Origin of the sequence: Neolewinella persica DSM 23188 (assembly GCF_000373105.1) — a bacterium.
GTDB classification, from domain to species: Bacteria; Bacteroidota; Bacteroidia; order Chitinophagales; family Saprospiraceae; genus Neolewinella; species Neolewinella persica.
The window spans coordinates 55,563-79,219 of record NZ_KB890436.1; the positions used below are offsets into that span (position 1 = coordinate 55,563).

A 23,657-nucleotide genomic window follows, 5' to 3' on the forward strand; every position below is an offset into this window, starting at 1 on the left:
GCGCCCAAACTATGCCAGCCAGACACGCAGCCCCAGGGCTACACCAAACACCGCTAAGGCGATGGCCCCCAGTCTTTGTACCCGCCGGATGACCTTAGGTTGCAGGAAGTCCCGGACCTTTCTGGCTGCGAGTACTTTGATGGTGTCGGTAAGAATAATGGTGCCAAGAATACCGGCATAAATAGCCCAGGCAGCGGAAGTGTCCAAGTGACGATCATGCACCTGGGAGACGGTGAACAACGTCCAGAAACCTATCGTGAACGGATTAAAAGTGTTGATGGCGAAGCCCTGCAGGAAGGCCGCAAACAGTCCTCGTTTACGCGGTAATTCCCGCTCCATGTCCAAATCAGGCGGATCACGAAACCAAGTAAAAACCGCGGTGGCCAACAGAATGAAACTACCGATGCCTCCGATGATCATACGAAATGAAGGATCGCTGATCAGTTCATCCAGCGAACCAATACCATAGTGCGTTGCCAAGACGAACAGCAGATCACTCAGCCATATTCCTCCGGCCGCAAAAAAGGCCGCGAGGGTACCCCGCCGCAGACTGAGCTGCAGGAGGAGTACCATCAGTGGGCCGACCAGGAATGCAAGGAGCAGACCGGCGCGAATGCCTTCGAATAAATAGATTGACAGGTTGATAGCTGGTAGATTGATCGGCTGCTGCACGGCTTGCTCGCTGCGCTTGTTCCTTAAGTTTATAGATTGGTAGTAGGATTGATTTATCGGGCCACTGCGAGAGGAAGCTATATGAGCATTAGCTAATCCGGACGAGCGAAGCGAGCAGCCACGTACTTAGCTTTACTAACCTACCGAGCACACAGTGCTTCTATCAATCTACTTAAGACCGTTGTTTATCTATTCGTCGTCGAGAATTTGTTCTGCGTGCACCTTCGTCTTTACTTTGGTGTACAAACGGTCAATTTTTCCGTTCTCATCGATGACAAAGGTCGTGCGCAGCACACCATCATACTCCCTGCCCATGAATTTTTTTGGCCCCCAGGTGCCGTAGGCGTCCATCATTTTATGTTCTTCATCGGCGAGCAGTGGCATTGGGAGGTCGTGCTTGTCGATAAATTTCTGGTGCTTTGCCGGCTTATCGGGGCTGACGCCGAGGAGTTCGTAGCCTTTGGCCTGGAGCTCGCCGAAGCTGTCCCGGAGCGAACAGGCGGCTGCGGTGCAGCCGGGTGTGTCGTCTTTGGGGTAGAAGAAGATGATCAGTTTTTTACCGGCGTAGTCGGCCAGGGATACGGTGCTGCCGTCGTGGAGCGTGCCGGTAAAGTCGGGGGCGTTGTCGCCTGCTTTTAGTTGTGTCATATGGTTGAAACGCGGAAGGGGGGATGTGGTTTGCGACAGGGGGACTTTAGGGTGGGACTTTCCCCGGATTACGTTCCCAGCTTCGCTGGTTTCTCCATCCGGGGTTAAAGCGGTTTGATCCCTCCGGGATCGGGTGGGACTTTCCCCGGATTACGTTCTCAGTTGCGCTGGTTTCTCCATCCGGGGTTAAAGCGGTTTGATCCCTCCGGGATCGGGTGGGACTTTCCCCGGATTACGTTCCCAGCTTCGCTGGTTTCTCCATCCGGGGTTAAATCGGTTTGATCCCTCCGGGATCGGCCTATACCCGTTATCTTTGCGGGGTCATCTCTTTATAAGATCTACCATGCAGCAGAAATTCGTGTTTTTCCTGATCCTGGCCGTTGCGGTTGCCATTTACTGGCCCATTCTGCGCATCGCCCGGAAAACCATTACTGCTCGTGCGCAAGCGGGGTTGAGTAACAGTATCTTATTTGCGGTGTTGCTGATTCCGCTCTTTGGCCCAATTATTTACCTGGTTTTTCGGCACCGTTTTGCCGTTAAGTAGGCCAGCCTTCAATGTTTGATTTCAACCAATATTCCAGCCTTTTGCTGATCGGGGTCATCCCCGCGCTGCTACATACTGCCTTGTTGTTTGTGCGGGCGTGGCGGGAGGAAAGGTGGAGTGACTTCCTGGCTGGATGCATTCTCGTCGTCGGGGTGCTTTACGTCACGCAATGGATGCTGGGTTTTGCCGGGTGGTACAATCAAAGGGATTGGCGAACGACCATTATGTTCTACGTTCAGTGGGACCACCTGATCGCTTTCGGGCCGCTTTGCTGGCTTTACTTTCGGGCGGTGACGAATACTGATTTTCAGTGGCAACGCAGCTACTGGCTACATTTTCTTCCGTGGCTGTTATTGGTGCTGCCTCATCTGAGTATTACCTTTTACGACTGGGTGGTCGTGCGGCTGCTCAATGGGGAAGCATTTACTTTTTTCGGTGATACCCGCGGCCCGGCGATGGATTGGGTACACGTCCACGGCGGCTACCCGGGAGAACTTGTTTTTGCCTTCATCCGGCTGGCCCTCATCGTTTATCTGCTGTTTACGGTACGGGATTACCGCCGGTACCGTCGTTACCTTGAGGAGGAGTTTTCCAATACGGACCAGCTCACGCTTTCCGGGCACGGCTACCTGCTCGGCCTGTTACTTCTGGGGGTTTCACTTACCATATTTATTGAAGCCATTAACCTTTTTTCCACACAAGCTGACTACACCGATGCCTGGTTCAGTTATTTTACCATGTCGGTGCTGCTACTTTTTGCCGGGGTACAATTTTATGCCGTTGATACACGGCTTACGCGATCTTTACGGTTTCAGGGCGCGGCCGCAGGTGCAATGAGGGAACAAAAGGAGCAAGGAAGGGTACCTAAAGCAATGGCCGCCGCGCCTGCCTCCGCTCAAGTTTCCAGTCCGCCAGACACCTCCGCAGAGGACATCGCCTGGTCGGAAAAGCTAAATCACTACCTGGAAGAATACCCCGCCCACCTCAATCCGGAGCTTAAACTGGGTGATCTGGCGAAGGAACTTGGCACTAACGCCTCCGTACTCAGCCGGGTGATCAATACCAGCTACCAACAAAACTTCAACGACTTCATCAACGCGCGCCGCTGCGCGGCGTTCCTCGAAAGGGTCAGGGCCGGAGAGCACCATCGCCATACCCTACTTTCTTTGGCCCTGGACTCGGGCTTCAACTCCAAATCAACCTTTAACCGGGCATTCCGGAAGCATTACGGCAAGAGCCCTAAGGCTGCGGTGGAGGAGAGTGAGCGTTAAGCAGCCGTAGCGAAAGTAGGATGCTGGCAATGGAGATAGACATTGCGGTCAGCCGTAGATTCAGGTTTGACGGACTATTAGGCGCAGCAAGACGTCCCAGATCACAATTCGGGACGTCCCAAATACTGATTTGAAGCGCACAGCGCAGCGTTTTCCCGCTCCTTTGTGGCTCACCAAATCAATAACGATATGCGTTTCATTATTTCTTTCCTACTTCTTCCTTTCTTCGCCCTTACGGCATGTGCCCAGGGCACATCGGGCGTAAACATCCCCGCCGGACAAACCTTCGTGCTCGGCGAGTACCGTACTGACGGCTACCGCGCAACCCTGCGTAATGAAGGTAGCCAGGCGGTAACTGCGATGATCGTGGATCAACAAAGTGGTAAGGCCGTCTCCACAGTTGATCTCCCCGTCGGAGACCGCAAGTCCTTAACCATTGCCGATGGCCAGGAGGTACACCTCAAAAACGAAGGCGACCAAAAGGCATTGGTGAAGGTTAAGTCTCCCGTAAAGGGGAGCCAGGGAATGCGTTACATTGATCCCGCTTCAAACGGCAAGTCCAACCGTGTTTTCATCCCTCGCCCTGCACCTGCGACCGCGCCCACATCTGCCACCACTACGGAAGCGGATGATGCCACCGGAGAAACATCCGCCAGCGTTACCCTGCTGCCCGGACAGGCCCTCATCATCGGGGAGAACAGCAGCATGAACTACAGCGTAACCATTCGAAATGCTGGCGCGCAGATCGACGTTGCGGGCCGCGATAAGAAGACCGGAAAGCAAATGCAGGGCTTTGGCCTGGGGAAAATGGGCCGCGAGACGGTCAACGTCCGTCCCAACGAGGACCTCTATCTCATCAACACCTCTGAAAAACCGACAAAGGTGAAAGTTAAGATGGACAAGCCGGTGCGTGGCGTACGTGTGGGAAAGTAAGTTCGTGAGTGAGTGATTTACTAAGTAGCTGCCGCAAGTACTACTCACTTTGCTGTGCTCATTCGCCTAAGGTGAGTAAGCGCAGCACTGCGAATGGGAACAGCGGTAGCTACTCAGTGACCCTCCAACTCACTTAGGTGAGTAAGTAAAGCGCAGCGAAGGGAACCTGTGGCAGCCCATTCTTTCCTTCCCCATTCACTCCCCCAGCGCCCGAAGGCTCTTAGCAGCGTAATCGTCCAGGTACACCTCCAAACTCTTCCGTTTGTACTGCATCACGAACCTGGGATGGGAGAGGGGAATGACTTCCCCGAACCATCCCTGTTCCTCGTTGAGGGCTTTTAGGAATTTGTAGTTCTTGCCTTCCCCCAGGCAGAGTAAGAAATCTCTGCGACTGCCGAAGGCCAGCTGTGTCTCAAAGTTTTCGATGATGCGGGGACGAATGGCCTTCTCGAGTTTTTTGTCGTCGTAATAGTTGTAGTTCTTTCCGTTCTTGGTAAAGCCCAGCGGACAGGCGGAGGTAATGTAAAAGTCCTGGTAAAAAGCTTCGGGACCACCCATGACGTTGATCCACCGGTAGATGAAATCTGCGCTCAATTCCGGACGGGAGGTGAACGGGTGCTCAATACCGCAGACCTCCCGCAGCATCTTAGGTCCGGTAAACGGCACGCCGGTGACGCCGGCACCGAAACGACCGGGGTTGATACCCGCCACAAAGATGCGTTCGCGGTTATCGTCAAAGTATTTTTCGTAGAAGGCCGTCATGCAGGCCTGGGTATCCTCTCCATCGAAGGGGTAGATCAGGTCTACACCTTTGGGAAGCTTCCAATTGGGGCTAAGGGTTTGGAAGTGGTAGTTTAGGACGTTTTGGGCGAAGGTCATGCTCATCAGGGGAGATATTCTTCAAAGAAAAGGGGGGGCGATTTTTATGTGGTATATCCGAACTACGGTTATCGTTCCAATGATTTAAATGATGCCATAAATTAGAGTGTAATTCTTCGCTATGATGCGACGGTACTCTCTTCCTGATTTGCTAATAAATTTGCCATCCAGGGGATATGCTGTGGGCATCTTTGCCGCTTTTTTCAGCGCATCCAAAAATACATTTTGAATAGCAATGGCTAAATCTAAAGAATGCTTTTCAAGGTAATAATCTAAAATCTCGTCAATCTGAGCTTGGGCGTCAGGGGTGTAGCTTGTTTGGTACGTTGCCGCCATGCTTCAAATTTTGCTTCCATTTTTTCCTTATCTTCTTCAAGAGTAATGGCTTTTACATCACCATTGAGTATCCCTTCTATCGCACGATCCGCTTTTTCGGCCTCTCCACCTCCGTATCGTGGAGTGCCATCAAAATCATAACCAGGAAAATCACCCTTTAATTCAAAACCAGCAATGTCTTCAGCTGTATGATGATCAAGTGGATTATTTAGGAATTCCAACTGATTGCTCCGTCAGCTCCTGTGCTTGCAGATAAGCATCAAGAATGGCTTCGCCTTTAATAAGGCGAACTCTTTTTAAGATGCCAGCGGTTTTTTCAGCGATCATAAGCAGAAGCTTTTGTCTTGTCTAAAGATAACGCTTGCAATATAAATTCAGTTGCTGCTACTTTTTTCTAAAGAAAATTGAGATCGGCACCCCCGTAAAGTCAAAATGCTGGCGAATCTGGTTCTCCAGGTAGTGCTTGTACGGATCCTTGATATGCTGCGGGTGGTTGCAGTAAAAGGCGAAAGCGGGGTAGGCAATGGGTAGTTGGGTAACGTACTTGATGCTGATCTCCCGGCCCCGGTAGCTGGGCGGCGCGTAGCGCTGCATCGACTTTTGCATCACGTCATTGAGCTGGCTCGTTGGGATGCGGCGGTTTCTGTTTTCGTAGACCTGCATGGTGGCGTCAACAACCTTCATGATACGTTGCTTCTCAAGCACACTCATGAAGATGACGGGGAGATCGTTGAACGGCGCAAATTTCTCCCGAACCGTCTGTTCGAAATCGCGTGCCGTATTCGTCTCTTTATTTTCGATCAGGTCCCACTTATTGACGGCGATCACGATGCCTTTATTACGCTTCTGGGCGATGCGGAAGATGGCGAGATCCTGGCTTTCTACGCCGTCGGTAGCGTCGATCATCAGCACAACTACGTCCGATTTTTCGATGGCCTTGATGGCCCGCATTACGGAGTAAAACTCGAGATTTTCGTAGACCTTAGCTTTCTTACGGATACCGGCGGTATCGATCAGGTTGAATTCCCTGTCGAATTTATTGTAGTAGCTGTTGATGCTGTCGCGGGTGGTGCCAGCCACATCGGTAACGATGTTCCGTTCCTCGCCGAGTAGTGCATTGATGAAGCTGGACTTGCCAGCGTTCGGTTGACCTACGATGGTGATCTGCGGAATGGTCGTCACTTCCTCTTCCCGGTTTTCGACGAACTCCACCAGGGCATCCAGCAGCTCGCCGGTACCGGAGCCGGTGACCGAACTGAGGAAGTAGGTGTGCTCAAAGCCGAGGCTCCAGAACTCGTTGGCTTCCAGCAGGCGGCTGTGATTGTCGACTTTGTTGACTACCAGGAAAACGGTCTTTTTGGTCTTGCGCAGCATTCTGGCCACCTGTTCGTCGAGGTCGGTAAGTCCGGTGGCCACGTCAACCATGAAAATGATTACGTGGGCTTCGTCAATGGCAATCTCCACCTGGTCGCGGATCGCGGCCTCGAAGACGTCATCGCTGTTGCGGACAAACCCGCCGGTGTCAACCACCGCGAATTCTTTTCCGTTCCAGTTGCTGGTGCCGTACTGCCGGTCGCGCGTTACGCCACTCTGGTCATCGACAATGCTCTGCTTTTCGCCAATGAGGCGATTAAACAGGGTTGATTTTCCGACGTTCGGCCGGCCGACGATGGCAACAATATCCATGATGGTAACTAGTTAAGGGGCGCAAAGATACGGCGCAAATCTAGGAACTGGGAGCTAGTAACTAATGGGTTGGTTTTTAGTTGCTGGTCCCCAGAGTAGGGCGCGATCGCAGGTGCAAGAACAGGTTTTAATGGCAAGGCGGAGGCGCTTGGCTACAATCGGCGCAGCCAACATATAAATGCAATTATAAACTATTTGTTTGTTTTTAATTTAAACACTATCTTTAGGATCTTAGTGCATGGTAAACCTTTATTCAAACAATTGAATGCGTACGCATTCAACCACCAATCAAACAACACCATGAAAAACTTCAGCTTAGAAATCAAATGGGGCCTCATCTTCACCGGCATGATGCTGCTCTGGATGATTGGTGAGCGTTTGGCCGGCCTTCACGGAGCGCGCATTGCCCAACACGCCATATGGACGAACGCCGTGATGGTGCCCGCCCTGACCATCTACTGGCTGGCCCTTAGGGATAAAAGAGAAAACTTCTTCGGCGGTAAGATGACCTGGGCCGAGGGCTTCAAGGCTGGTGCGATCATCACCGCCGTTGTCGCTTTACTTACGCCTTTGACCCAGTGGTTGATCTCAGCCGTTATTTCACCCGATTACTTCGCGAACGCCATTGAATACGGCGTTAGTTCCGGCCAAACTACCCAGGCGGATGCTGAGGCTTTCTTTAACATGAAGAGCTTCATTATCATGAGTTTCTTCGGCTCCATCGTGATGGGGCTGATTTCAGCGGCCATCATCGCCTTGTTCGTGCGGAAGAAGTAGGGGCTTCGGGGTAGCGTATTAAGATTCTGATGTTTCACCCGTTTGACATCCTACCGTCGAAGGTGTCGGCCACAGCGATTGCAAATTCTGACACGCTAAGCTCAAAGGTTTTGTTATCTTACCAACTCCATAGGGGAGCAATTTATTCATCTCCCTCCACGACAACATAACCCCTCCCACCTTGTCTACTTTTACTTTTCTCCTGGAAGGTCTACGTAACCTCCGAACCACTGGTACGCTGACCCGGAGCAGTACCGCCCTTTGCCTCGCAGCCCTTGACCGGATTGATTTTTCTACCGCCAGAACCATCGTTGAACTAGGGGCCGGTGATGGGGTCATCACCGAACACATCCTTAAGCGGTTACACCCTGATGGTAAAGTGATCGCCTTCGAGGTGAGCCCTGAACTATGTGACGACATGCGGGCCATTGGTGACCCACGCCTGGTGGTCGCGCAAGACAGTGCAGAGAATATCCGGGAATGGTTGGATAGAATAGGTGCTGACAAGGCGGACCACATCGTCTCGGCCATCCCCTTCGCAGCCCTGCCCAAAGACCTGGGGAGAGCTATTGTCAAAGCAGCAAAAGACAATCTCCGTTCCGGTGGCTGTTACAATCAGGTACATTATAGTTTGAAGACTAAAGGGTACTACGAGGAAGCCTTCGGAAAGGTCGAGACCACCAGGGTATGGAAAAACTTGCCGCCGGCCTGGGTTTTGTACTGTAATAAGTAGCTTTAGCATTAGCCGTCAGGCAAACTTTGGTCCGGCTTCAACTGCGCATGTTTAAAGGACGGCCGAACCGCTTGTCCGACGGAAAAGCAACAATGGAAAAGTCCGTTTTTCGAGTCCAGGGGCTTTACCAATAACTTGCTGGAGGTACTCACAAATACCCACCGCGCATAAATTTACTTTTGGGGCAAAACATTGAATAATATTATCCCGACTATTCGGTTCAATAAAACACATAGAAAAACACAACCCACCCATGGCATTTACCCGAAAAGACAGGATCAACGGCATTGACTTACACTACGCCCGTACCCTGGCCCACCCATACGGCACCAGAGGAAAAAAAACGAAGTTCTCCTTTGAAAAAAACTTCTGTAAGTCACTTGAAAAGTGCTTCAAAGAAATGTTCAGCCATTGTCCACTCGGCAAACCCGAAGTGATCACCACCGCTGGCGTTTTTGTTAACCGGGCAGGTAGCCAGCACCGTCACGGAACGGCCTTTGATTTCGACGGTGCCTTCTGGGGTGATTATACGATGATGACGTCGAATTTTATGATCGATTTCGAATTGTACCTCGGGATGGAATCCTTCCTTCGGCGGCATTTCGGTATTGTCCTCAATTACGTTTACAATGACCAGCATAAGGACCACTGGCATATAGATAACAGCGTCGGTGTGGCCTTTTCGAAGAACTCCCGTTCCAAAATGTTGTACCTGCAAGCAACCCTGTCTTACCTCTATCAGGAAGAAGTCGTAGTGGATGGTCTCTATGGCCCCCAGACCCAGGGCGCCTTCAATCGGGTAGCCAATAAACTTGGCCTGAGAACCGGCAACCCGGCAAATAGCTGGATGGATTATCTTGAACTTACCGGCAAGATCGCCTTTCGCCTCTTCGAAACAAATAAAGCCCCGGTACGGCTGCTCAACAACGTCTACGAACTGATCGGCGACCTTCCGATGGAAAGACGCGTGGCCTTAGCTGAAGCCTTAAATTCATTTCGTTATCATCCGGTAACGGACAGCTGGCTGGCCAGCCTTGAAGATAATGAGGATCGGCTGAAGGCAGCGATTGCGGCGGTGGTTTAGCGCTAAGTATTCAGGACTCAGGTTATTTCAATATTAGCTCTGTTCTTTGACCGGAGGGAAAGGCTGCGTATTACCGGGCCTCAATCGTAGGTGAAGGCACTTATGCTGTGGTGCACCGCTGACTACTGATCTCTGAAGCCTATGTTCCGAAAACTGCACACTGATAGCTAAAACCTGAATGCTGACCCCTGATTCCTGAATACAAACTCCTGAATACTAACTCCTATCTTTCGGGCTAAAGCCAAGCTTCCCGTATGTCCGTCACCCCCCTGCTTCTCAAAACCTGCTACTGCACCCGCGGCCTCGCCCTGATTATTCTGCTCTTCTTGCTGCTCTCTCCCGGGCTTAACGCACAGATAGGTCTGCATCCCCCCTCCGTCGATTATCAGCAGTTAGTCACGCCCAACGTCCGAATCATATTCCCTAAAGGCTATGAAAGCCGGGCCAACCGGGTTGCTTCAATGGTCGACGAGCTACGCGCGGACCACACCCGCAGCATCGGAGAAAAGCATTTCATGTTTGACCTTGTCCTGCAGACACCAAATACGGAGGTAAACGGCTATGTTGGTCTTGGCCCCTTCGTCTCCGAGTTCTATGTGACCCCTCCCCAGCAAATGAACCTGTTGAGTGGAAACGATTGGGTGGACCTGCTGACGATTCACGAATTCCGGCACGTACAGCAAAACAGCAATGAACGGCGGGGGATCACCAAGCTGGCCTCTTACCTACAGGGACAATACGGCTGGGCGGTCATGTCAGGTATTTCCACACCCAACTGGTTCAGTGAGGGCGATGCGGTGATCTACGAAACGGCGCTGACGCGCCTGGGCCGTGGTCGCACGCCAGCCTTCAGCAATACCCTGCGCAGCCTGTTGAACGAAGGCATCAATTACCCCTACGCCAAAGCCCGCAACGGCAGTTTCCGCAGCCTCGTGCCCGATCACTATCGCTACGGCTATGGTATGCTTACCTACGCACGGGAACGTTTCGGCAACGACGTCTGGCGCTCGGTGCTGCACGACGGGGCCAGCTACAAAGGCCTGATCTACCCCTTCAGCCGGGCGTTGAAAAAGAAGACCGGTTACTCGACCAAAGAATTATATGAGGCAACGATGGCGGACCTCGCCGCCCTGCAAGACAGTGCCCTCGCCGCCCGACCTGCCCTGGTTGAAGGCACCCCTTTTGGCTACGCCGATACAAGGATCACCAACTACCGCTTTCCCTTCCCCGGCGGCGACGGCAGGCCATTAGCCCTTCGTTCGGGCTACGACGTAACCCCGGCCCTGGTGTCCGTTTCACCCTCCGGAGCAAGAGACCGGGTACTCACCGCCGTTGGAATCCAGCGGGAGCCCTACCTTTTTGTCCGCGACGACCTGGCCGTCTGGATGGAAAACCGACAGCATTCCCGCTATACCAACCTGCGTTATTCCGACATCATCCTTTATGAACTGAGGAATGGCCGTAAGCGGCAGTTGACGGATAAGGGGAAATATTTTTCTCCCGCACTCAGTTTTGACCGCCGCCAGATTGTTGCCGTTGAGCAGGATCCTCTGGCCGGCTCACCTGCGATTGTTTTGTTGGAATCCAGTACCGGCAGCGTACTGAGCCGTTACCCCCAGAGTACCCAGGCCATCTCCTTTCCACGGTTCTCGCCAGACGGGAAAACGGTCTATTTCTACGATCGGAGCTACGGAGGTATTGCGATTAATGCTTTAGAGCTCGCCTCAAAAAAGATTACCACCATCCGGGAGCGTGCGGCCGAATCACTGGATTATTTACAAGTTACGGCTGAGGGGAAATTGGTTTTTACCAGTGGACGTGATGGCATCAACAACGTCTACCAGTTGGATCCGGAAACGGGCGTTACCCGCCAGCTGACCAACGTTGGTATTGGTGCGCAGCTGCCGTACTTGTCGGACTCCGGAGACTTATTCTACACGGAAGCCACCCCGCTGGGGCAGCGCCTGCGGCGGATGAGTTTGCCAGCTGAAAAGATGGACGCAGGTCTTTTCGCAGGTCTGCCGGGCGGTATGCTGCCGGCCGGGCCGTCCATTTTTGAACGACCGGCGGCCTTTGCCGCCGAAGCCTACGATTTGCCGGGTAAGGTGAAGACCAGGTCGTATCCAACGGTCAATTTTAATGACAAATTAGGCGGGATTCATCTGCACAGCTGGTCGTTTAACGGCAGTTACCTGGCCCCTGGCGTAACGGTGCAGGCACGCAATGCGCTCAATACCGTCCAGATCGAAGCAAATACGGAGTATAACATTAATGAAGAACGAACTACCAGCGGCGTGAGCATCGATTATGGTGGGTTTTACCCGGTTTTGGGGCTTAATCTCAATACCCGTGGCAGGTCCTATGCCGCTTTGCAGCCGCGTACGGACACCGTTTTGTTTAACATTTTTCGGTTTAACCAGCTTCGTGCGAGCATCGGAGGCTCCATTCCCTGGCAATGGGTCAATGGAGATTACCAATCGGAATTGGTGCCGGGAATTTCCTACACCTGGAATAAACTTACCAATAAAGAGGAAGACCTGCTGCCGGATACTTTTGGTGAGGTGGGCTTCCGGCTTCGGGGGGCTGTCTTGCGCCGCCTGGCTTTCCGGCAGGTGCAGTCTCGTTTAGGGTTGTCCTTTTCGCTGGCCTACGATCAGGGGTTGGGAGAAGACATCGGTAACCGGTTTTTATGGCGAAGCTCTTTCTATTTACCGGGCCTGTTGTCCACGCACGGCCTGCGGTTGGATGCTGATTTCCAGGCGGAGAACACGGGCAATAATTACCAGTATCCCGATCAGTTCTTCTATGCCCGGGGCTATGGTGCGGTGCTCAGCGACCAGATCACCCGACTGGGGGTGAACTACCAGCTACCGGTGGCTTATCCTGATTTCGGCATTGCGGGAATCACTTATTTCAAGCGCGTCCGGCTGAATGCCTTTTATGACTATAGCCGCCGGACGGTGGATCAGTTTAACTTCACACAGTCGTTGAGTTCTGTCGGCGGACAGGTCTTCTTCGATAACCGATGGCTGAATGCGCAGGACATCACCATCGGGGTGGAAGCAGCCTATTTGCTGGATGCCGGGAAGGTGGGCATTGAGCAAGAAGTGGAATTTCGGGTGTTGGTTTCGGGCGGGTTTTAGGGCGGGGACGCGGGTGCCGGGGAAGGGGTTAAGGGAGCAAAGGGGAAGGGGGCGGTCGCTGCACTGCTGCCCGGTCCGCTCATCGGATGCATCTTCCAGCCTGGCGTAGCCGGATGGAAGTTCATCCGATGTGTCTGATCGAATTACCAACTTAATCTCGTGAAGTAACTATGAAAAATTCGTGTCTCATCCTGGTTTTAATGCTCTGCAGCCTACCTGTTTTGAGCCAGCGATACAACTATGATTCTTTAAGTCTGGAAGTCTTGGAAAAGCAGAGTACCGATTTTCTTATGCTTCCGGTGTATGATAGAATTGACGCGGACTTTCACTACGAGGAATTTGATTTGACAGGCTACAAGGTGAAGAATCGGGAAGGAACTTTCAACATAGAAGTTACCATATGTAGCCAGAAAGTAATATTCCCAAAGTATCATGACCTTGGTGGGACGAGGCAGCACAACAGTTCTCTAATGTTGGAAAATGGAAATATTCTGGTGGTTACTGGTTGGATTCGCACCCTAGTTGTCGGACATGAGAGATATAATAACATCATAACAACCTACGATAGAGGCATCAAAGTAAGTAGCGTACTTCTACAGAATGATGTAATTGTAGAGGCAGAACGTTCTGAGTTCGATCTGTCTAAGTGTAGATGAGGATTTTACTCCCCCTTAACCCAGGCACCAACCACCTCCCGCTGCATCTTGCCCACCGGCAACGCTTGGCCGTTCTTCATGACCAGCTGGTTCCCTTCCAGGTAGTCTACGTTGGATTTTTGGACGACGAAGCTCTTGTGAATCTTTATGAAATCCTCAGCGGGTAACTCCTGGATCAGGCTGTGGAGGGTGCGGGTGGTGAGCAGGAATTCCGGTCCGGTCCAGACTTTGACGTAATTGCCGTAGCTCTCGAGGTAAAGGATGTCGGCCAGTTCTACGCGACGATACTGGCGATCAACTTTAATGAAGAGGTAATTTTCGTCACCAGTGCTCTTATCTGTTCCTTGCTGCGTTGTCCCGGATGTTGCACCTGCGTCCGCGCCTAATTCTCCCCGCACTTTGTTGACCGCTCTTAAAAATCGTGCGAACCGGAAGGGCTTTAATAAGTAGTCGCTCACCTGAAGTTCGAAGCTTTCGATGGCGTATTCCTCGAAGGCGGAGGTGATAATGACCCGGGGTTGGTGGGTAAGGGTCCGCAGGAAATCCAGGCCCATAAGTTCGGGCATGTTGATGTCGAGAAAAATCAGGTCGACACGTTGTTTTTCCAGTAGTGCGTACGCTTCCGTTGCCCGGTGGCAACTCCCGACAATGTCCAGAAAGTCAAGGTTCCTGGCATAAGTCTGGATGATCTGATGCGCCAAAGGCTCATCATCGATGATCAGTGCGGAAATATTAGTAGCGGAAACGGCCAAGAGAAGCTTTATTAAAGGATATGTTCGTTGAATTCAGGGACGAGCTCTTCCAGGGCCAGAGCAGGTTTGGACATTGGAGCAGCCTCCCACAAATTAAGCATTACCCGATAATCTTCGGCCCTTGCGTCAACGACGATTTCAAAACGGTCGGGATAAAGCAGCTCCAACCTTCTTTGCAGGTTCTGCAAGCCGACCCCTCCGGGGCGTACTTTTTTCTTCATGGCGGGGTCCAGTGAGTTGTGGCAAACAAAGCTTATGTGGCCATTCTTTTCCGTGAGTTCCATCTGTAAAAAACACTCCCCTACGGATGGCTCGATGCCGTGTTTGAACGCGTTTTCCACGAGAATAATAAACAGTAAAGGAGGAACGGCCAATTCAGGATTGCTGAGGTTGACGGTAAGGTCGATGTCCGCATCCTGATAAAGCCGGATGCGCTGCAGGTCGAGGTAGTCCTGCAAGTACTTTACTTCTTCCTGCAGCTGAACCCTTTCATCTTTGGCTTTATAAATCACGTATCGCATCAACTCGGAGAGTTGAAGGACGGTCTCTGGTGTTTCCGGTGCCTGTCGCAGGCTTAACGCGTAGAGGTTGTTGAGGGTATTGAAGAAAAAGTGTGGGTTGACCTGCTGCTTGAGGAGATCAAGTTCGGTGGCGGTCTTTTCTTTTTCGAGCAGGGTGATCGTTCGGGTTTTACGAAACCATTCCAGGAGAAGAATAACCGGTAGCGACATGATCATGAAACCTGCTGCTAGTGCGTGGTTTTCGGGACCCATAACCCCGCCGACGAACCCGGCGGTGTGCATTCCCCATTCTGCTGTAATCGGAAAGATCAGCGCGTAGGCTGCGTGGATTGGTGCGTAGACGAGGATCGTTGCGCCTACGCCCAACAGGTAGTAGCCGATGCCACGGGTAGCCAGCAGCTTCCGGTACAGAAAATGATGGTGGAAATAGAACAGCGCCAGATAAGGCAGGTAGATCATTAGGGTCTGCCAAACTGAACTTAAGAAAACGAACACAGTTTTGAGGTCGTCGGTGTTACTAACGGCATCGTCAAAACCACGCTGGTTACCAACGGCAATGAAAGCCGCGAAAAGGGCAAACAAGCCGATGATCTTAGGTGCACTGGCCGGCCCGAAGTATTTTCGGAAATCCGGAATCCATTTCTTGTTGAAGATGACGAACAGCGCAGTTGCCGCAGCGAAAAACAGCCCGCCCACCATTTGCAGCCCTTCGGTGTTTTCTGCATAATGGTTAGGGAAAATTGGCCCGAAAATGGTCAGATCGTTGAGGGCTATTCCGGTTGGTAAAAGCAACAAGGGATAACCACAGAAAATGAGGCCCCATAGCAACCGGTAGGTCCAACGCCCCATTCGTTCCTTCAGTTGTGGGCGGAGGGAGACAAACCAGAGCACTGGTGCATAGATCAGGGATAGGCCAAATACCAGGCTGAGGTAATTGCCCATACCAACAATCTCCTCTCGCTCCGTTACTAAAACGAGCGCGAAAAACATGATGATGCCGATGAAGATCCAGGTATGCCCTTTGAGAATGATCGCTTCCAGGCGGCTAACGATTTTATGCATTGGTTGAATCATAGCGAGCGAGGATGTTTTCTGTCAATGTCATTTGTGGTGAAATACTCTATTACAAATGACGCTAACCGGCCTGACGTTATGAAATTTTGCTGATGAACGTCTGCTGAGTGCTGATGAACAACCGCTTTAGTCTATACCCAAACCGTGAAGGTTTGGGATACAGTTGACCTGAGATCAATAGCGTTTGCCGGCGCTCAGCGCCACGTAATTTCCCAAACCACTTCGTGAGGAGTATAATCGGCTTCAATTAACAAACTGACACAAATGCAAATAGCTCTGCACCAGGGCTGCCTTTCGTAGCTCAAGTGCTCCTTCGAAAGTCCGGTCTTCCACTTCCACGCAAACTGCCCCGTCGTACCCGGTTTCCCGGAGGTAGCCGATGAAGCGGCCCCAATCCACGTCGCCCAGCCCGGGGATCTTCGGCGTGTGCCAAAGGTTGGGATGACTGAAAATGCCGTGGTGATTTCTTTTATCGATATCGATGCGGGCATCTTTTGCGTGCACGTGGATCATCCGTTCCGGGTAGTTGCGAAAGGGGAGGGTATAGTCCATATGCTGCAGGATAAAGTGACTGGGGTCATAGTTGAGTCCCCAGTTGGCGTTGGGAATGTCTGCCCACATCTGCTCCCATATGGCCGGACTGACAGCCAGGTTCGTCCCTCCCGGCCATTCGTCTTTAGTGAACCGCATCGGGCAATTCTCGATGCCGATCCGTACACCCCGCTCTTCGGCATAACTGACGATCGGTCGCCAGGTGGCTAAAAATCGTGGCCACTGCGCTTCGATGGTTTGGTCCTTGTCTCTCCCTACGAAGGTTGTTACGCAATTGATACCCAAAACTACCGAAGCATCGATTAGGGCAAGGAGGTGATCTGTGTAGACTTTTGCCTCCGCTTCATCCGCCGTCAGCGGATTAGGATAATACCCAAGGGCGCTGATGCTTACGCCGTACTTTTTCTGTAAGGCCTTGATCCGGTCTGTTTCTTCGGTATCCAGCTTGCTGATGTCAATATGTGTGACGCCAGCGTATCTGCGTTCTGCTTTGCCGGGGGGCCAGCACATGACCTCTAGGCAGTCGTAGCCAGTTTGGGCGGCGAAGGAGAGGTTTTCTTCGAGGGTTAGTTCGGGGAGGATGGCGGTGACATAACCTAGTAACATAGTGGGTAGATTGATAGACAGTGCTGCGCACCTTGGTAGACGAAAACTCGCTGCGCTCATTTTCTTGGTAGACGGGCTTCGCCCTTGTATTGGGTAGAGTAGACTACCGCCGGAGGCAGCTCACTTCGTTCGTGGGGCTGCTGCGCAGCTTGTTTCTGACAGAGGGTTGCACGGAGGGAGGGCAGAGGAGGCACGGAGGAATACCCTCGGAGCGTAAGGAAGCTTCACCTCTCGGAGAGAGGTGAAGCTTGACCAGGAAAGTCTCGACCGATATTGCTAAACGAGCGGAAGCGAGCACAGCGAGCTTCCCCGTGCGGTACCTACCTACTACCCTCTACCGAGCGCGTAGCGCGTCTACCGAGGTCGCGTAGCGACCGTCTATCCTCTCAGCTCCGCTGAGAGGAACGGCTGATCATAAACCCGCTCACCAGTAGCCTGGTACATAGCGTTTGCCAGCGCGCCCATGATGGGCGGCAGCGATGGTTCCCCCAGTCCGGTAGGCGCAATGCCATTGTCGACGAAGAACGTCTCAATCTGGCGCGGTGCTTCCGAGTGGCGGATGAGTCGATAAGTATCGAAATTGCTCTGGTCGGGCTTTCCGTCGGTGAAGGTCAGTTGGCCGTAGAGGGCGTGGCCGATACCATCGACGATACCACCTTCAATCTGATTACGGGCACCTTCGGGGTTGACGACAATGCCACAGTCAACGGCACAAAATACTTTTTCTACCTGGGGCTTGTTGTCGGTGCCGAGGGATAAGTCGAGTACCTGCGCAACGTAAGAGTTGTGACAGTAGTAGGCGGCCACTCCCCGGGCTTCGCCCGAGTCACCGTCCCAGCCAGATTTCTCCCGGACTAGTTTCAGCACACCAGCGTAGCGTTCTGCATCGTAGTCGTTACTTTCTCCTACCGGGTTGCTGATGGCTCTGTCGAAGAGTTCAAGTCGGAAGTCGATCGGGTCTTTGCCGGCCGCTTCGGCTACTTCGTCAAGGAAAGCTTGTTCTGCTCCGGCGATGAAGTTAGAGCGCGGTGCCCGCCAGGCACCGGTGGTAATATTGGAGTCCATGCCGATGTTCTCGGCCAGGTAGTTGTCAACGGTACCAGCCGGGAAGCGATTGGCGAATACGGGGCTTCCGTCGGTACCCGTTCCACGAACGTGGAAGGCAATCATGTTGCCGTCGGCATCGAGGCCGGCACGATACTTCACGAGGTAATCGGGGCGGTAGGTGCCCTGGGTCATGTCGTCTTCACGGGTGTACACCAGTTTGATGGGGGCACCAACGGCCTTACTGATCAGTGCTGCTTCCACGGCAAAACTGCCGTAGAGCCGGCGACCGAAGCCACCGCCCATGCGGGTCATGCCAACTTCGATGTTGGCTGGGTCCATGTCGAAGAGCGTGGCGATGGATTTTTCCAGAAATTCCGGCGTCTGAACGGGGCCGAGCAAATCAGCTCTTTCGTCCGTAACGTGGGCGAAGAAATTCATCGGCTCCATCGTATTGTGGGCCAGGAAGGGGGCAGAGTAAGTAGCTTCCACAATTTTGGCCGCACTGGCGAAAGCGGCTTCGGGGTCACCGTCGCGGCGGGCCTCCTCGGCTTCGCCGTTGGCAATCAGATCGGCCATTTTGGCGGCGTGTCCAGCGGTACTTTCTGCATCGCTGGCGCGTTCCCACTCTACTTTTACGGCCTTTTTGGCCTGCATGACGGCCCAGGTCGATTTGCCGACTACGGCTACCTGCTTGCGCACAGTAGGTCCGTCAGACCATTGCATCTCCTTGCCCTCGGGGGCACAGTCGATGGAAACAACGTCAGAAATGCCGGGCATTGCCAGCGCTGCATCTGCATTGAAAGATTTCAGGGTCATACCAAAGGCTGGCGGGTGAATGATGCCGGCAATGAGCATGCCTTCTTTCATGACGTCGAGACCGAAAAGGGGCTTGCCCGTCACGATCTTGCGCGCGTCTACATTCTTGGTGTCCTGACCGATGATCTTAAAATCCTTCGGGTCTTTCAGCTCCACTTCTTCGGGGACATCCAGCGTAGCGGCCAGGGCGGCGACTTCGCCGTAACTGACGCTTTTGCCGGAGCCGTCGTGGTGGATCACTCCCTTCTCCGTGCGTAGTTCCGACGCAGGAACCTCCAGCTGTTGGGCAGCGGCGGCAACCAGCATGGCGCGGGCCGTGGCCCCGGTTTTGCGCAGCGGTTCCCAACCCTGGCGAATAGACTGGCTACCTCCGGCGATCTGCCGGCTAAAGTTCTCGGTGTCCAGTTTGCCTTGCTCCACGATGACGTCGTTCCAGTCTACGTCGAGTTCTTCGGCGATGATCATCGGCATCGACGTTTTTACGTTCTGCCCGATCTCCGGATTTGGATTGATGATGGTGGTTATACCATTCTCCCCGATCTTCAGGTACCCATTCAGTTGGGTCCATTGGTCGGGCATTTTAAGTTCTGGGGCCATCATGACGACGGCCGGTTTTTGCTCGCAGGACGTCAGGAAGCTGAAGCCGAGCATGAAGCCACCACCGGCGGCGGCGGAGACTTTTAGGAAGGAACGACGGTTGGTATTTTGTAACATTAGTTTTTGTTCTGATGGTTGGATATGGGCGCGGACGCAGGTGCAAAGTGACTCGCCAACTCAGCGACTCACTAACTCAGCTTCGAGGCAGCAGTCTTCACGGCAGCATGGATGCGGAGGTACGTGCCACAGCGGCAGATGTTGCCGGCCATTCCCGCATTTATGTCTTCGTCGGTGGGGTTAGGGATGTTATTGAGCAACGAAGCCGCACTCATCATCTGCCCCGCCTGGCAGTAGCCACATTGGGGCACGTCGTGCTCGAGCCATGCCTGCTGAACCGGGTGTTCGCCGTTTTCAGACAAGCCCTCGATGGTGGTTATTTTATTGCCTTTTTCGCCGATATTGCTGATGGGCTGCTGGCAGGAGCGCATCGCCACGCCATCGATGTGTACGGTACAGGCACCGCACTGACCGATGCCGCAACCGAACTTAGTACCCACGTAGCCGAGTTCATCGCGGATTACCCACAGTAGTGGAGTGTCGGGGGCAGCGTCTACCTGATGGTCTTTGCCGTTTACGGAAATGGTATAGTTAGCCATGAATATTTGGTGTAATGTTTGGTGTAATGATCCACACTTAAAGTGAACCCTAAAGTTAGGGATTGAACGTGAAAGAATGAATTTAAATTACAGTTGTAGTAGTTGATTGGAAGAAAAACGATGCTCCTGGACAACTCTGGGCTGGAGAAAAGTTTGCTTACGCCATCATTAGAAAGTTACGAACCATTCCGATCTTTACCCCCTAAACCCCCATCCACCATGCTAACCACCACCACCGACCAAATACAGGCTACACAAGTAAAGTCATTCATCGGTATGGTGTCCGGTACCAGCATTATCGGCGGCGAAGACCGGGAACTGCTGCTGACCGCTTTGGCTGCGGCTGCCGACGGCATCCCCATAGCCTACGAGCGCCTGGAACGGGAAGCACGCCTGCAGGCGCTCGACCGGATGCGGGATCACGCCAAAGAAGTGGGCGGTCATGCGGTGATCGGCGTACGGGTAAAGCACGAAGTGATGGATGCTGAGCAACATATTACCATGGTCTTTGCTATGGGGACTGCCGTGGAACTGAGGTATCCTTAGTGGTCTGTCAGGCCCAATCTCTGTATACCATCTGCCTCGTTTGCCACTAAACCCACCATCAGCTGATGTGCAGGAATTGACCTGACAGACCATTAGCTGAATCCGTTCCTATGCTCTTTTATCCTTTTTCCTGCACCTGCGGCCCCGCCCTGCACAATTGCCACAAAAAAAACACCCGAACACCGGCAAAGCCGCTGACCGGGTGGAAAATAGGGTGTTTGCTTGTTGGTTTTTATTGGACCGCCAGCTTACCCGTAAAGCGCGCTTTAATCGCGGGGCGCGTGGTCACGATCACGGTGAAGGCGATGGTCATTACCCGGAAGACATTAGCCCAGATTCCTCCGGCAGCGTTTTCGGCCATGTCGAAGCCACCCCACCAGAAATTCATGAAAAAGTGGAGGAAAATGGGTACCCAAAGGTTCCAGTTCCATTCCTTGAACAACCAGCTGAACCAGACCGCACCGGCGCCGGTAGCCACAAAGACCATTGCCGCCTCCAGCATGGTATCTCCCTGGTAAACGTGAATGGCGCCAAAGACCAGGCCATCGAACAACGTGGCGGGTACGAGACCCCAGCCTGCTTTACGGTAGAGCAGGCCGAAAAGGAAAGCCCGGAAGATGATCTCCTCGGTGAAACCCGCCTGTACACAACCGTACATGAACTCGGGGAGGTTCATGCTCCAGTTAAAGCCGGAAACTACTGCGTAGCCAACGGCCATGGGTAAGGTTGCGAGCAGCGCAAAACCTAATCCTTTGCCGAAACCACGGTTCAGGCCCAGCTCCTGCGGCAGGTTTTTCCAACCGTATAAGGCCGCCGTTACCAGCACCGGAATGATTAAAAAGAAAGTGAGTTGGACGGAAGAATTACGCAGGTATCGATCATCGGAGAACAGGTCTGGCAGGAAGTAAGCCTTAATATCCCAGCCGTAGGAACAGAGCAGGTAAACGGAGAGAATGAAAATGGATAAGAGGACTTTGTTCTTAGTAATTGACATCGGCTAGTTGTTTTTGATGATTGCGATGTCCTAAAAGTGAGGCCCGGGGATTTTAGTGGACGAATGGCGGGATGTTTGGCACGAAAACGGGACAAACAGCATGATTAGGGACGAATGACAAGCCCTATTCGGTTAAATAAGTCCCTTCATCGGTGGCGCTACTGCTGAATGTACCCCAGAATGCCAGCGGATTTTCCCCTGGAGACGGGGACCGGTACTTCCGGAAAATCCGGATGATGAAGCTGGTAGCCCTGGGCGTTGCCGGACACCGTAGCGACGCCCTCAGCATTGACGACATAGGAACGGTGACAGCGCAGGAAGCCCGCAGGCAGCTCTTCACTGAGTTTGGCCAGGGTATTGCGGATGGTGGTCTTCTTTACCTCGTTTTGACGGTCGAGATGAATAATGTCCACATAGTTGCGGTCACTGCGCAGGCACCATATCTGATCAGTAGAGAGCGTTAGGAGGGGGCGGTCCTGTTCATCACGCACGATGAATTCCTGTACGGTATGCGCCGTGGCCTCCTGGATGGTTGAGAGAGGTGTCCGGGGGGGTCTTTCGGTGTTGAAATGCCGTGCCCCTTTTTCGTACTTCCGGTATTTGATCAGGTAGTCCATCACGGTAAAGCCGGTGATGGGGAAGACTGCCAGCGTCATTGCGTTGCCCACAAATATTCCGTAGGTGTACCACGAAGGTGATCCGCCCAACAGCAGCAGGTAGAAATAAGAGGCGGTGATGCCCACCAGAGCACAGCCGGAAACCATGATCAGTTGCTTGCCGACGGTCCAGTGTTCGACGTTGAAAAAACGGACGGGAATTAAGCTGGCGAGCCAGAAAACTACCGCTACGATTGCGCCATAGCCAGCCAGGAAGAGGTTCTTATTGGGGAAACTGACGGTATCGGTACCGAAGGGCTGGAAGATGATCAGAAACAGCACGATGAATACGCCCGCCGCCAAACCGGTAAGCAGAATGAAGAGAGGAGATTTTTCAGTTACCGGATAGGGCTGGTGGAGCATGTGGAAGTAATTCGGAAATTAAAAATGGGCATATGCTGGGGGTAAAGGTAAAGGTCGAGCGAACACTGTGCTGGTAGACCTGGCAATTGCCCTACGGCCAGATTTAATTATCCTGCTCTTTATTCTTCTTCTTTTTTCGTCGTTTTATTGTCCGACCCACTAAGCATTTTGCGTAGCCCCAGGATGTAACGCTGAGGATGTTGGGCATAATTGCCTGGTACCCTCCCCACTGCACCTGCGGCCGCGCCCAGCCAAACAATTAACGTACAGCTTGTGTAATAGCCATAAAACCCAATTATTATGCCAAACTTTGATAACAAAAGAGTATTGATCACCGGTGGTTCCGGCGGAATAGGAACTGAGACTGCCCGCCAGTTTCTGGAGGAAGGTGCCCACGTAATGCTGGTGGACATCGACGAAAAGGACCTGGTCGCCACTAAGAAATCGCTTGATTCCGATCGTCTGTTTATTCATACTGCCGACGTATCCAAAGCGGAGGAAGTGGCAGCTTATGTCAAAAAAGCTTTGGCAGCGATGGGAGGCATCGATGTTTTCTTCAATAATGCCGGGATCGAAGGTGTGGTAAAACCAATTGTTGATTATCCGGAAGACGAGTTCCATAAAGTTATCCACGTCAATATCCTTGGTGTCTGGCTGGGGCTTAAGCACGTGATGCGTGCCATGGCCGATGATGGTGGAAGCATCATCATCACCAGTTCCGTTGCCGGACAAAGCGGAACCCCGAACGTAAGCGCTTACGTCACGAGTAAACACGCAGTAGTGGGGATGATGAAAGTTGCTGCGCTGGAAGGGGCTGCGAATAATATCCGGGTTAATACCGTACACCCCAGCCCGGTAGATAACCGTATGATGCGTAGCCTGGAAGATGGGTTCAGTGGCGGCAAGGGCGCGGAGGCCAAAGAACAGTTTGAAGCGCAAATCCCCCTGAAACGCTACGCGCAGGAAGCGGACGTTGCTAACCTCGTACTGTTTCTTGCCAAAGACGAATCTTCGTTTCTGACCGGTGGGCAGTACAGCGTAGACGGCGGTATGTCTGCTATGTAAATCCACCCGGCGATAGTCTTTGGAGCTCCTTACCTTTGCGATCCCTTACG

Annotated in this window: 23 protein-coding genes; 9 read left to right on the forward strand and 14 right to left on the reverse strand. The window is 52.7% G+C overall.

The features are described from left to right. Positions 1–9 precede the first annotated feature (9 nt). Both B036_RS0114865 and bcp read right to left on the reverse strand, forming a co-directional pair. Positions 10–672: a LysE family translocator gene (locus tag B036_RS0114865; RefSeq protein WP_020569522.1), complete on the reverse strand. Its 663-nt coding sequence runs from the start codon at positions 670–672 to the stop codon at positions 10–12. A 189-nt stretch (positions 673–861) separates the two neighbouring features. Then, positions 862–1,320 (reverse strand): thioredoxin-dependent thiol peroxidase, encoded by a 459-nt coding sequence (gene bcp, locus B036_RS0114870; RefSeq protein ID WP_020569523.1) that lies wholly within the window; start codon positions 1,318–1,320, stop codon positions 862–864. Between the two features lie 343 nt (positions 1,321–1,663). On the opposite strand from bcp, the gene B036_RS0114875 reads away from it, so the two are divergent. The 3 genes from B036_RS0114875 (at position 1,664) to B036_RS0114885 (ending at position 4,068) form a co-directional block, all read left to right on the forward strand. Further along, positions 1,664–1,864: a hypothetical protein gene (locus tag B036_RS0114875; protein WP_020569524.1), complete on the forward strand. Its 201-nt coding sequence runs from the start codon at positions 1,664–1,666 to the stop codon at positions 1,862–1,864. Positions 1,865–1,875: 11 nt separating this feature from the next. Further along, positions 1,876–3,135 (forward strand): helix-turn-helix domain-containing protein, encoded by a 1,260-nt coding sequence (locus B036_RS0114880; RefSeq protein WP_020569525.1) that lies wholly within the window; start codon positions 1,876–1,878, stop codon positions 3,133–3,135. A 189-nt stretch (positions 3,136–3,324) separates the two neighbouring features. After that, positions 3,325–4,068, forward strand: a complete 744-nt coding sequence (locus tag B036_RS0114885; protein ID WP_020569526.1) for a hypothetical protein — start codon at positions 3,325–3,327, stop codon at positions 4,066–4,068. 195 nt (positions 4,069–4,263) lie between these two features. On the opposite strand, the gene B036_RS0114890 is transcribed toward B036_RS0114885, so the two are convergent. From B036_RS0114890 to der, 5 genes are all read right to left on the reverse strand, one after another. After that, complete coding sequence (locus tag B036_RS0114890; RefSeq protein WP_020569527.1) at positions 4,264–4,953, reverse strand: uracil-DNA glycosylase family protein; 690 nt, start codon at positions 4,951–4,953, stop codon at positions 4,264–4,266. A 78-nt stretch (positions 4,954–5,031) separates the two neighbouring features. After that, positions 5,032–5,283, reverse strand: a complete 252-nt coding sequence (locus B036_RS34570) for a type II toxin-antitoxin system RelE/ParE family toxin (RefSeq protein ID WP_020569528.1) — start codon at positions 5,281–5,283, stop codon at positions 5,032–5,034. Beyond that, positions 5,220–5,504, reverse strand: coding sequence for a hypothetical protein (locus B036_RS33585; RefSeq protein ID WP_157472168.1), 285 nt, complete (start codon positions 5,502–5,504; stop codon positions 5,220–5,222). The genes B036_RS34570 and B036_RS33585 overlap by 64 nt, the downstream gene beginning before the upstream one ends. Next, positions 5,488–5,610: a hypothetical protein gene (locus tag B036_RS34460; RefSeq protein WP_020569530.1), complete on the reverse strand. Its 123-nt coding sequence runs from the start codon at positions 5,608–5,610 to the stop codon at positions 5,488–5,490. The genes B036_RS33585 and B036_RS34460 overlap by 17 nt, the downstream gene beginning before the upstream one ends. Before the next feature lie 57 nt (positions 5,611–5,667). Further along, positions 5,668–6,969: a ribosome biogenesis GTPase Der gene (gene der / locus B036_RS0114905; RefSeq protein WP_020569531.1), complete on the reverse strand. Its 1,302-nt coding sequence runs from the start codon at positions 6,967–6,969 to the stop codon at positions 5,668–5,670. Between the two features lie 300 nt (positions 6,970–7,269). Between der and B036_RS0114910 the strand changes: the two genes are divergently transcribed. From B036_RS0114910 to B036_RS0114925, 4 genes are all read left to right on the forward strand, one after another. Then, positions 7,270–7,746: a DUF4199 domain-containing protein gene (locus tag B036_RS0114910; protein WP_026232010.1), complete on the forward strand. Its 477-nt coding sequence runs from the start codon at positions 7,270–7,272 to the stop codon at positions 7,744–7,746. A gap of 181 nt (positions 7,747–7,927) precedes the next feature. Then, positions 7,928–8,479: a class I SAM-dependent methyltransferase gene (locus tag B036_RS0114915; RefSeq protein ID WP_020569533.1), complete on the forward strand. Its 552-nt coding sequence runs from the start codon at positions 7,928–7,930 to the stop codon at positions 8,477–8,479. A gap of 253 nt (positions 8,480–8,732) precedes the next feature. Further along, the gene (locus tag B036_RS0114920; protein ID WP_020569534.1) at positions 8,733–9,563 is read left to right on the forward strand and encodes a hypothetical protein; all 831 of its coding nucleotides are present in this window, start codon (positions 8,733–8,735) and stop codon (positions 9,561–9,563) included. A gap of 254 nt (positions 9,564–9,817) precedes the next feature. Next, the gene (locus B036_RS0114925) at positions 9,818–12,706 is read left to right on the forward strand and encodes a TolB family protein (RefSeq protein WP_020569535.1); all 2,889 of its coding nucleotides are present in this window, start codon (positions 9,818–9,820) and stop codon (positions 12,704–12,706) included. A 661-nt stretch (positions 12,707–13,367) separates the two neighbouring features. On the opposite strand, the gene B036_RS0114935 is transcribed toward B036_RS0114925, so the two are convergent. The 5 genes from B036_RS0114935 to B036_RS0114955 all read right to left on the reverse strand — a co-directional run bounded on the left by B036_RS0114935 (position 13,368) and on the right by B036_RS0114955 (position 19,983). Further along, positions 13,368–14,114, reverse strand: coding sequence for a LytR/AlgR family response regulator transcription factor (locus B036_RS0114935; RefSeq protein ID WP_020569537.1), 747 nt, complete (start codon positions 14,112–14,114; stop codon positions 13,368–13,370). Between the two features lie 11 nt (positions 14,115–14,125). Further along, positions 14,126–15,697, reverse strand: coding sequence for a sensor histidine kinase (locus B036_RS32165; protein WP_169435067.1), 1,572 nt, complete (start codon positions 15,695–15,697; stop codon positions 14,126–14,128). Between the two features lie 255 nt (positions 15,698–15,952). Next, positions 15,953–16,867 (reverse strand): sugar phosphate isomerase/epimerase family protein, encoded by a 915-nt coding sequence (locus B036_RS0114945; RefSeq protein WP_020569539.1) that lies wholly within the window; start codon positions 16,865–16,867, stop codon positions 15,953–15,955. 378 nt (positions 16,868–17,245) lie between these two features. Further along, complete coding sequence (locus tag B036_RS0114950; protein ID WP_020569540.1) at positions 17,246–19,444, reverse strand: xanthine dehydrogenase family protein molybdopterin-binding subunit; 2,199 nt, start codon at positions 19,442–19,444, stop codon at positions 17,246–17,248. 71 nt (positions 19,445–19,515) lie between these two features. Then, entirely contained in the window at positions 19,516–19,983 is a 468-nt protein-coding gene (locus B036_RS0114955; RefSeq protein ID WP_020569541.1) for a (2Fe-2S)-binding protein, read from the reverse strand. Positions 19,984–20,202: 219 nt separating this feature from the next. Between B036_RS0114955 and B036_RS29505 the strand changes: the two genes are divergently transcribed. Continuing rightward, positions 20,203–20,529, forward strand: coding sequence for a heavy metal-binding domain-containing protein (locus B036_RS29505; protein WP_020569542.1), 327 nt, complete (start codon positions 20,203–20,205; stop codon positions 20,527–20,529). A gap of 232 nt (positions 20,530–20,761) precedes the next feature. On the opposite strand, the gene B036_RS29510 is transcribed toward B036_RS29505, so the two are convergent. After that, positions 20,762–21,523, reverse strand: coding sequence for a CPBP family intramembrane glutamic endopeptidase (locus B036_RS29510; RefSeq protein WP_020569543.1), 762 nt, complete (start codon positions 21,521–21,523; stop codon positions 20,762–20,764). A gap of 158 nt (positions 21,524–21,681) precedes the next feature. Continuing rightward, entirely contained in the window at positions 21,682–22,542 is an 861-nt protein-coding gene (locus tag B036_RS0114970; RefSeq protein WP_020569544.1) for a LytTR family DNA-binding domain-containing protein, read from the reverse strand. A 300-nt stretch (positions 22,543–22,842) separates the two neighbouring features. Between B036_RS0114970 and B036_RS0114975 the strand changes: the two genes are divergently transcribed. After that, on the forward strand, positions 22,843–23,607 hold the full coding sequence (locus B036_RS0114975; RefSeq protein WP_020569545.1) for an SDR family NAD(P)-dependent oxidoreductase: 765 nt from the start codon (positions 22,843–22,845) through the stop codon (positions 23,605–23,607). Positions 23,608–23,657 lie beyond the last annotated feature (50 nt).

Bases quoted from the DNA above. Each gene is read 5' to 3' on its own strand.
- bcp (WP_020569523.1), bottom strand. From the start codon at position 1,320: ATGACACAACTAAAAGCAGGCGACAACGCCCCCGACTTTACCGGCACG.
- B036_RS0114875 (WP_020569524.1), top strand. From the start codon at position 1,664: ATGCAGCAGAAATTCGTGTTTTTCCTGATCCTGGCCGTTGCGGTTGCC.
- B036_RS0114880 (WP_020569525.1), top strand. From the start codon at position 1,876: ATGTTTGATTTCAACCAATATTCCAGCCTTTTGCTGATCGGGGTCATC.
- B036_RS0114885 (WP_020569526.1), top strand. From the start codon at position 3,325: ATGCGTTTCATTATTTCTTTCCTACTTCTTCCTTTCTTCGCCCTTACG.
- B036_RS0114890 (WP_020569527.1), bottom strand. From the start codon at position 4,953: ATGAGCATGACCTTCGCCCAAAACGTCCTAAACTACCACTTCCAAACC.
- B036_RS34570 (WP_020569528.1), bottom strand. From the start codon at position 5,283: ATGGCGGCAACGTACCAAACAAGCTACACCCCTGACGCCCAAGCTCAG.
- B036_RS34460 (WP_020569530.1), bottom strand. From the start codon at position 5,610: ATGATCGCTGAAAAAACCGCTGGCATCTTAAAAAGAGTTCGCCTTATT.
- der (WP_020569531.1), bottom strand. From the start codon at position 6,969: ATGGATATTGTTGCCATCGTCGGCCGGCCGAACGTCGGAAAATCAACC.
- B036_RS0114910 (WP_026232010.1), top strand. From the start codon at position 7,270: ATGAAAAACTTCAGCTTAGAAATCAAATGGGGCCTCATCTTCACCGGC.
- B036_RS0114920 (WP_020569534.1), top strand. From the start codon at position 8,733: ATGGCATTTACCCGAAAAGACAGGATCAACGGCATTGACTTACACTAC.
- B036_RS0114925 (WP_020569535.1), top strand. From the start codon at position 9,818: ATGTCCGTCACCCCCCTGCTTCTCAAAACCTGCTACTGCACCCGCGGC.
- B036_RS32165 (WP_169435067.1), bottom strand. From the start codon at position 15,697: ATGCATAAAATCGTTAGCCGCCTGGAAGCGATCATTCTCAAAGGGCAT.
- B036_RS0114945 (WP_020569539.1), bottom strand. From the start codon at position 16,867: ATGTTACTAGGTTATGTCACCGCCATCCTCCCCGAACTAACCCTCGAA.
- B036_RS0114950 (WP_020569540.1), bottom strand. From the start codon at position 19,444: ATGTTACAAAATACCAACCGTCGTTCCTTCCTAAAAGTCTCCGCCGCC.
- B036_RS0114955 (WP_020569541.1), bottom strand. From the start codon at position 19,983: ATGGCTAACTATACCATTTCCGTAAACGGCAAAGACCATCAGGTAGAC.
- B036_RS29505 (WP_020569542.1), top strand. From the start codon at position 20,203: ATGCTAACCACCACCACCGACCAAATACAGGCTACACAAGTAAAGTCA.
- B036_RS29510 (WP_020569543.1), bottom strand. From the start codon at position 21,523: ATGTCAATTACTAAGAACAAAGTCCTCTTATCCATTTTCATTCTCTCC.
- B036_RS0114970 (WP_020569544.1), bottom strand. From the start codon at position 22,542: ATGCTCCACCAGCCCTATCCGGTAACTGAAAAATCTCCTCTCTTCATT.
- B036_RS0114975 (WP_020569545.1), top strand. From the start codon at position 22,843: ATGCCAAACTTTGATAACAAAAGAGTATTGATCACCGGTGGTTCCGGC.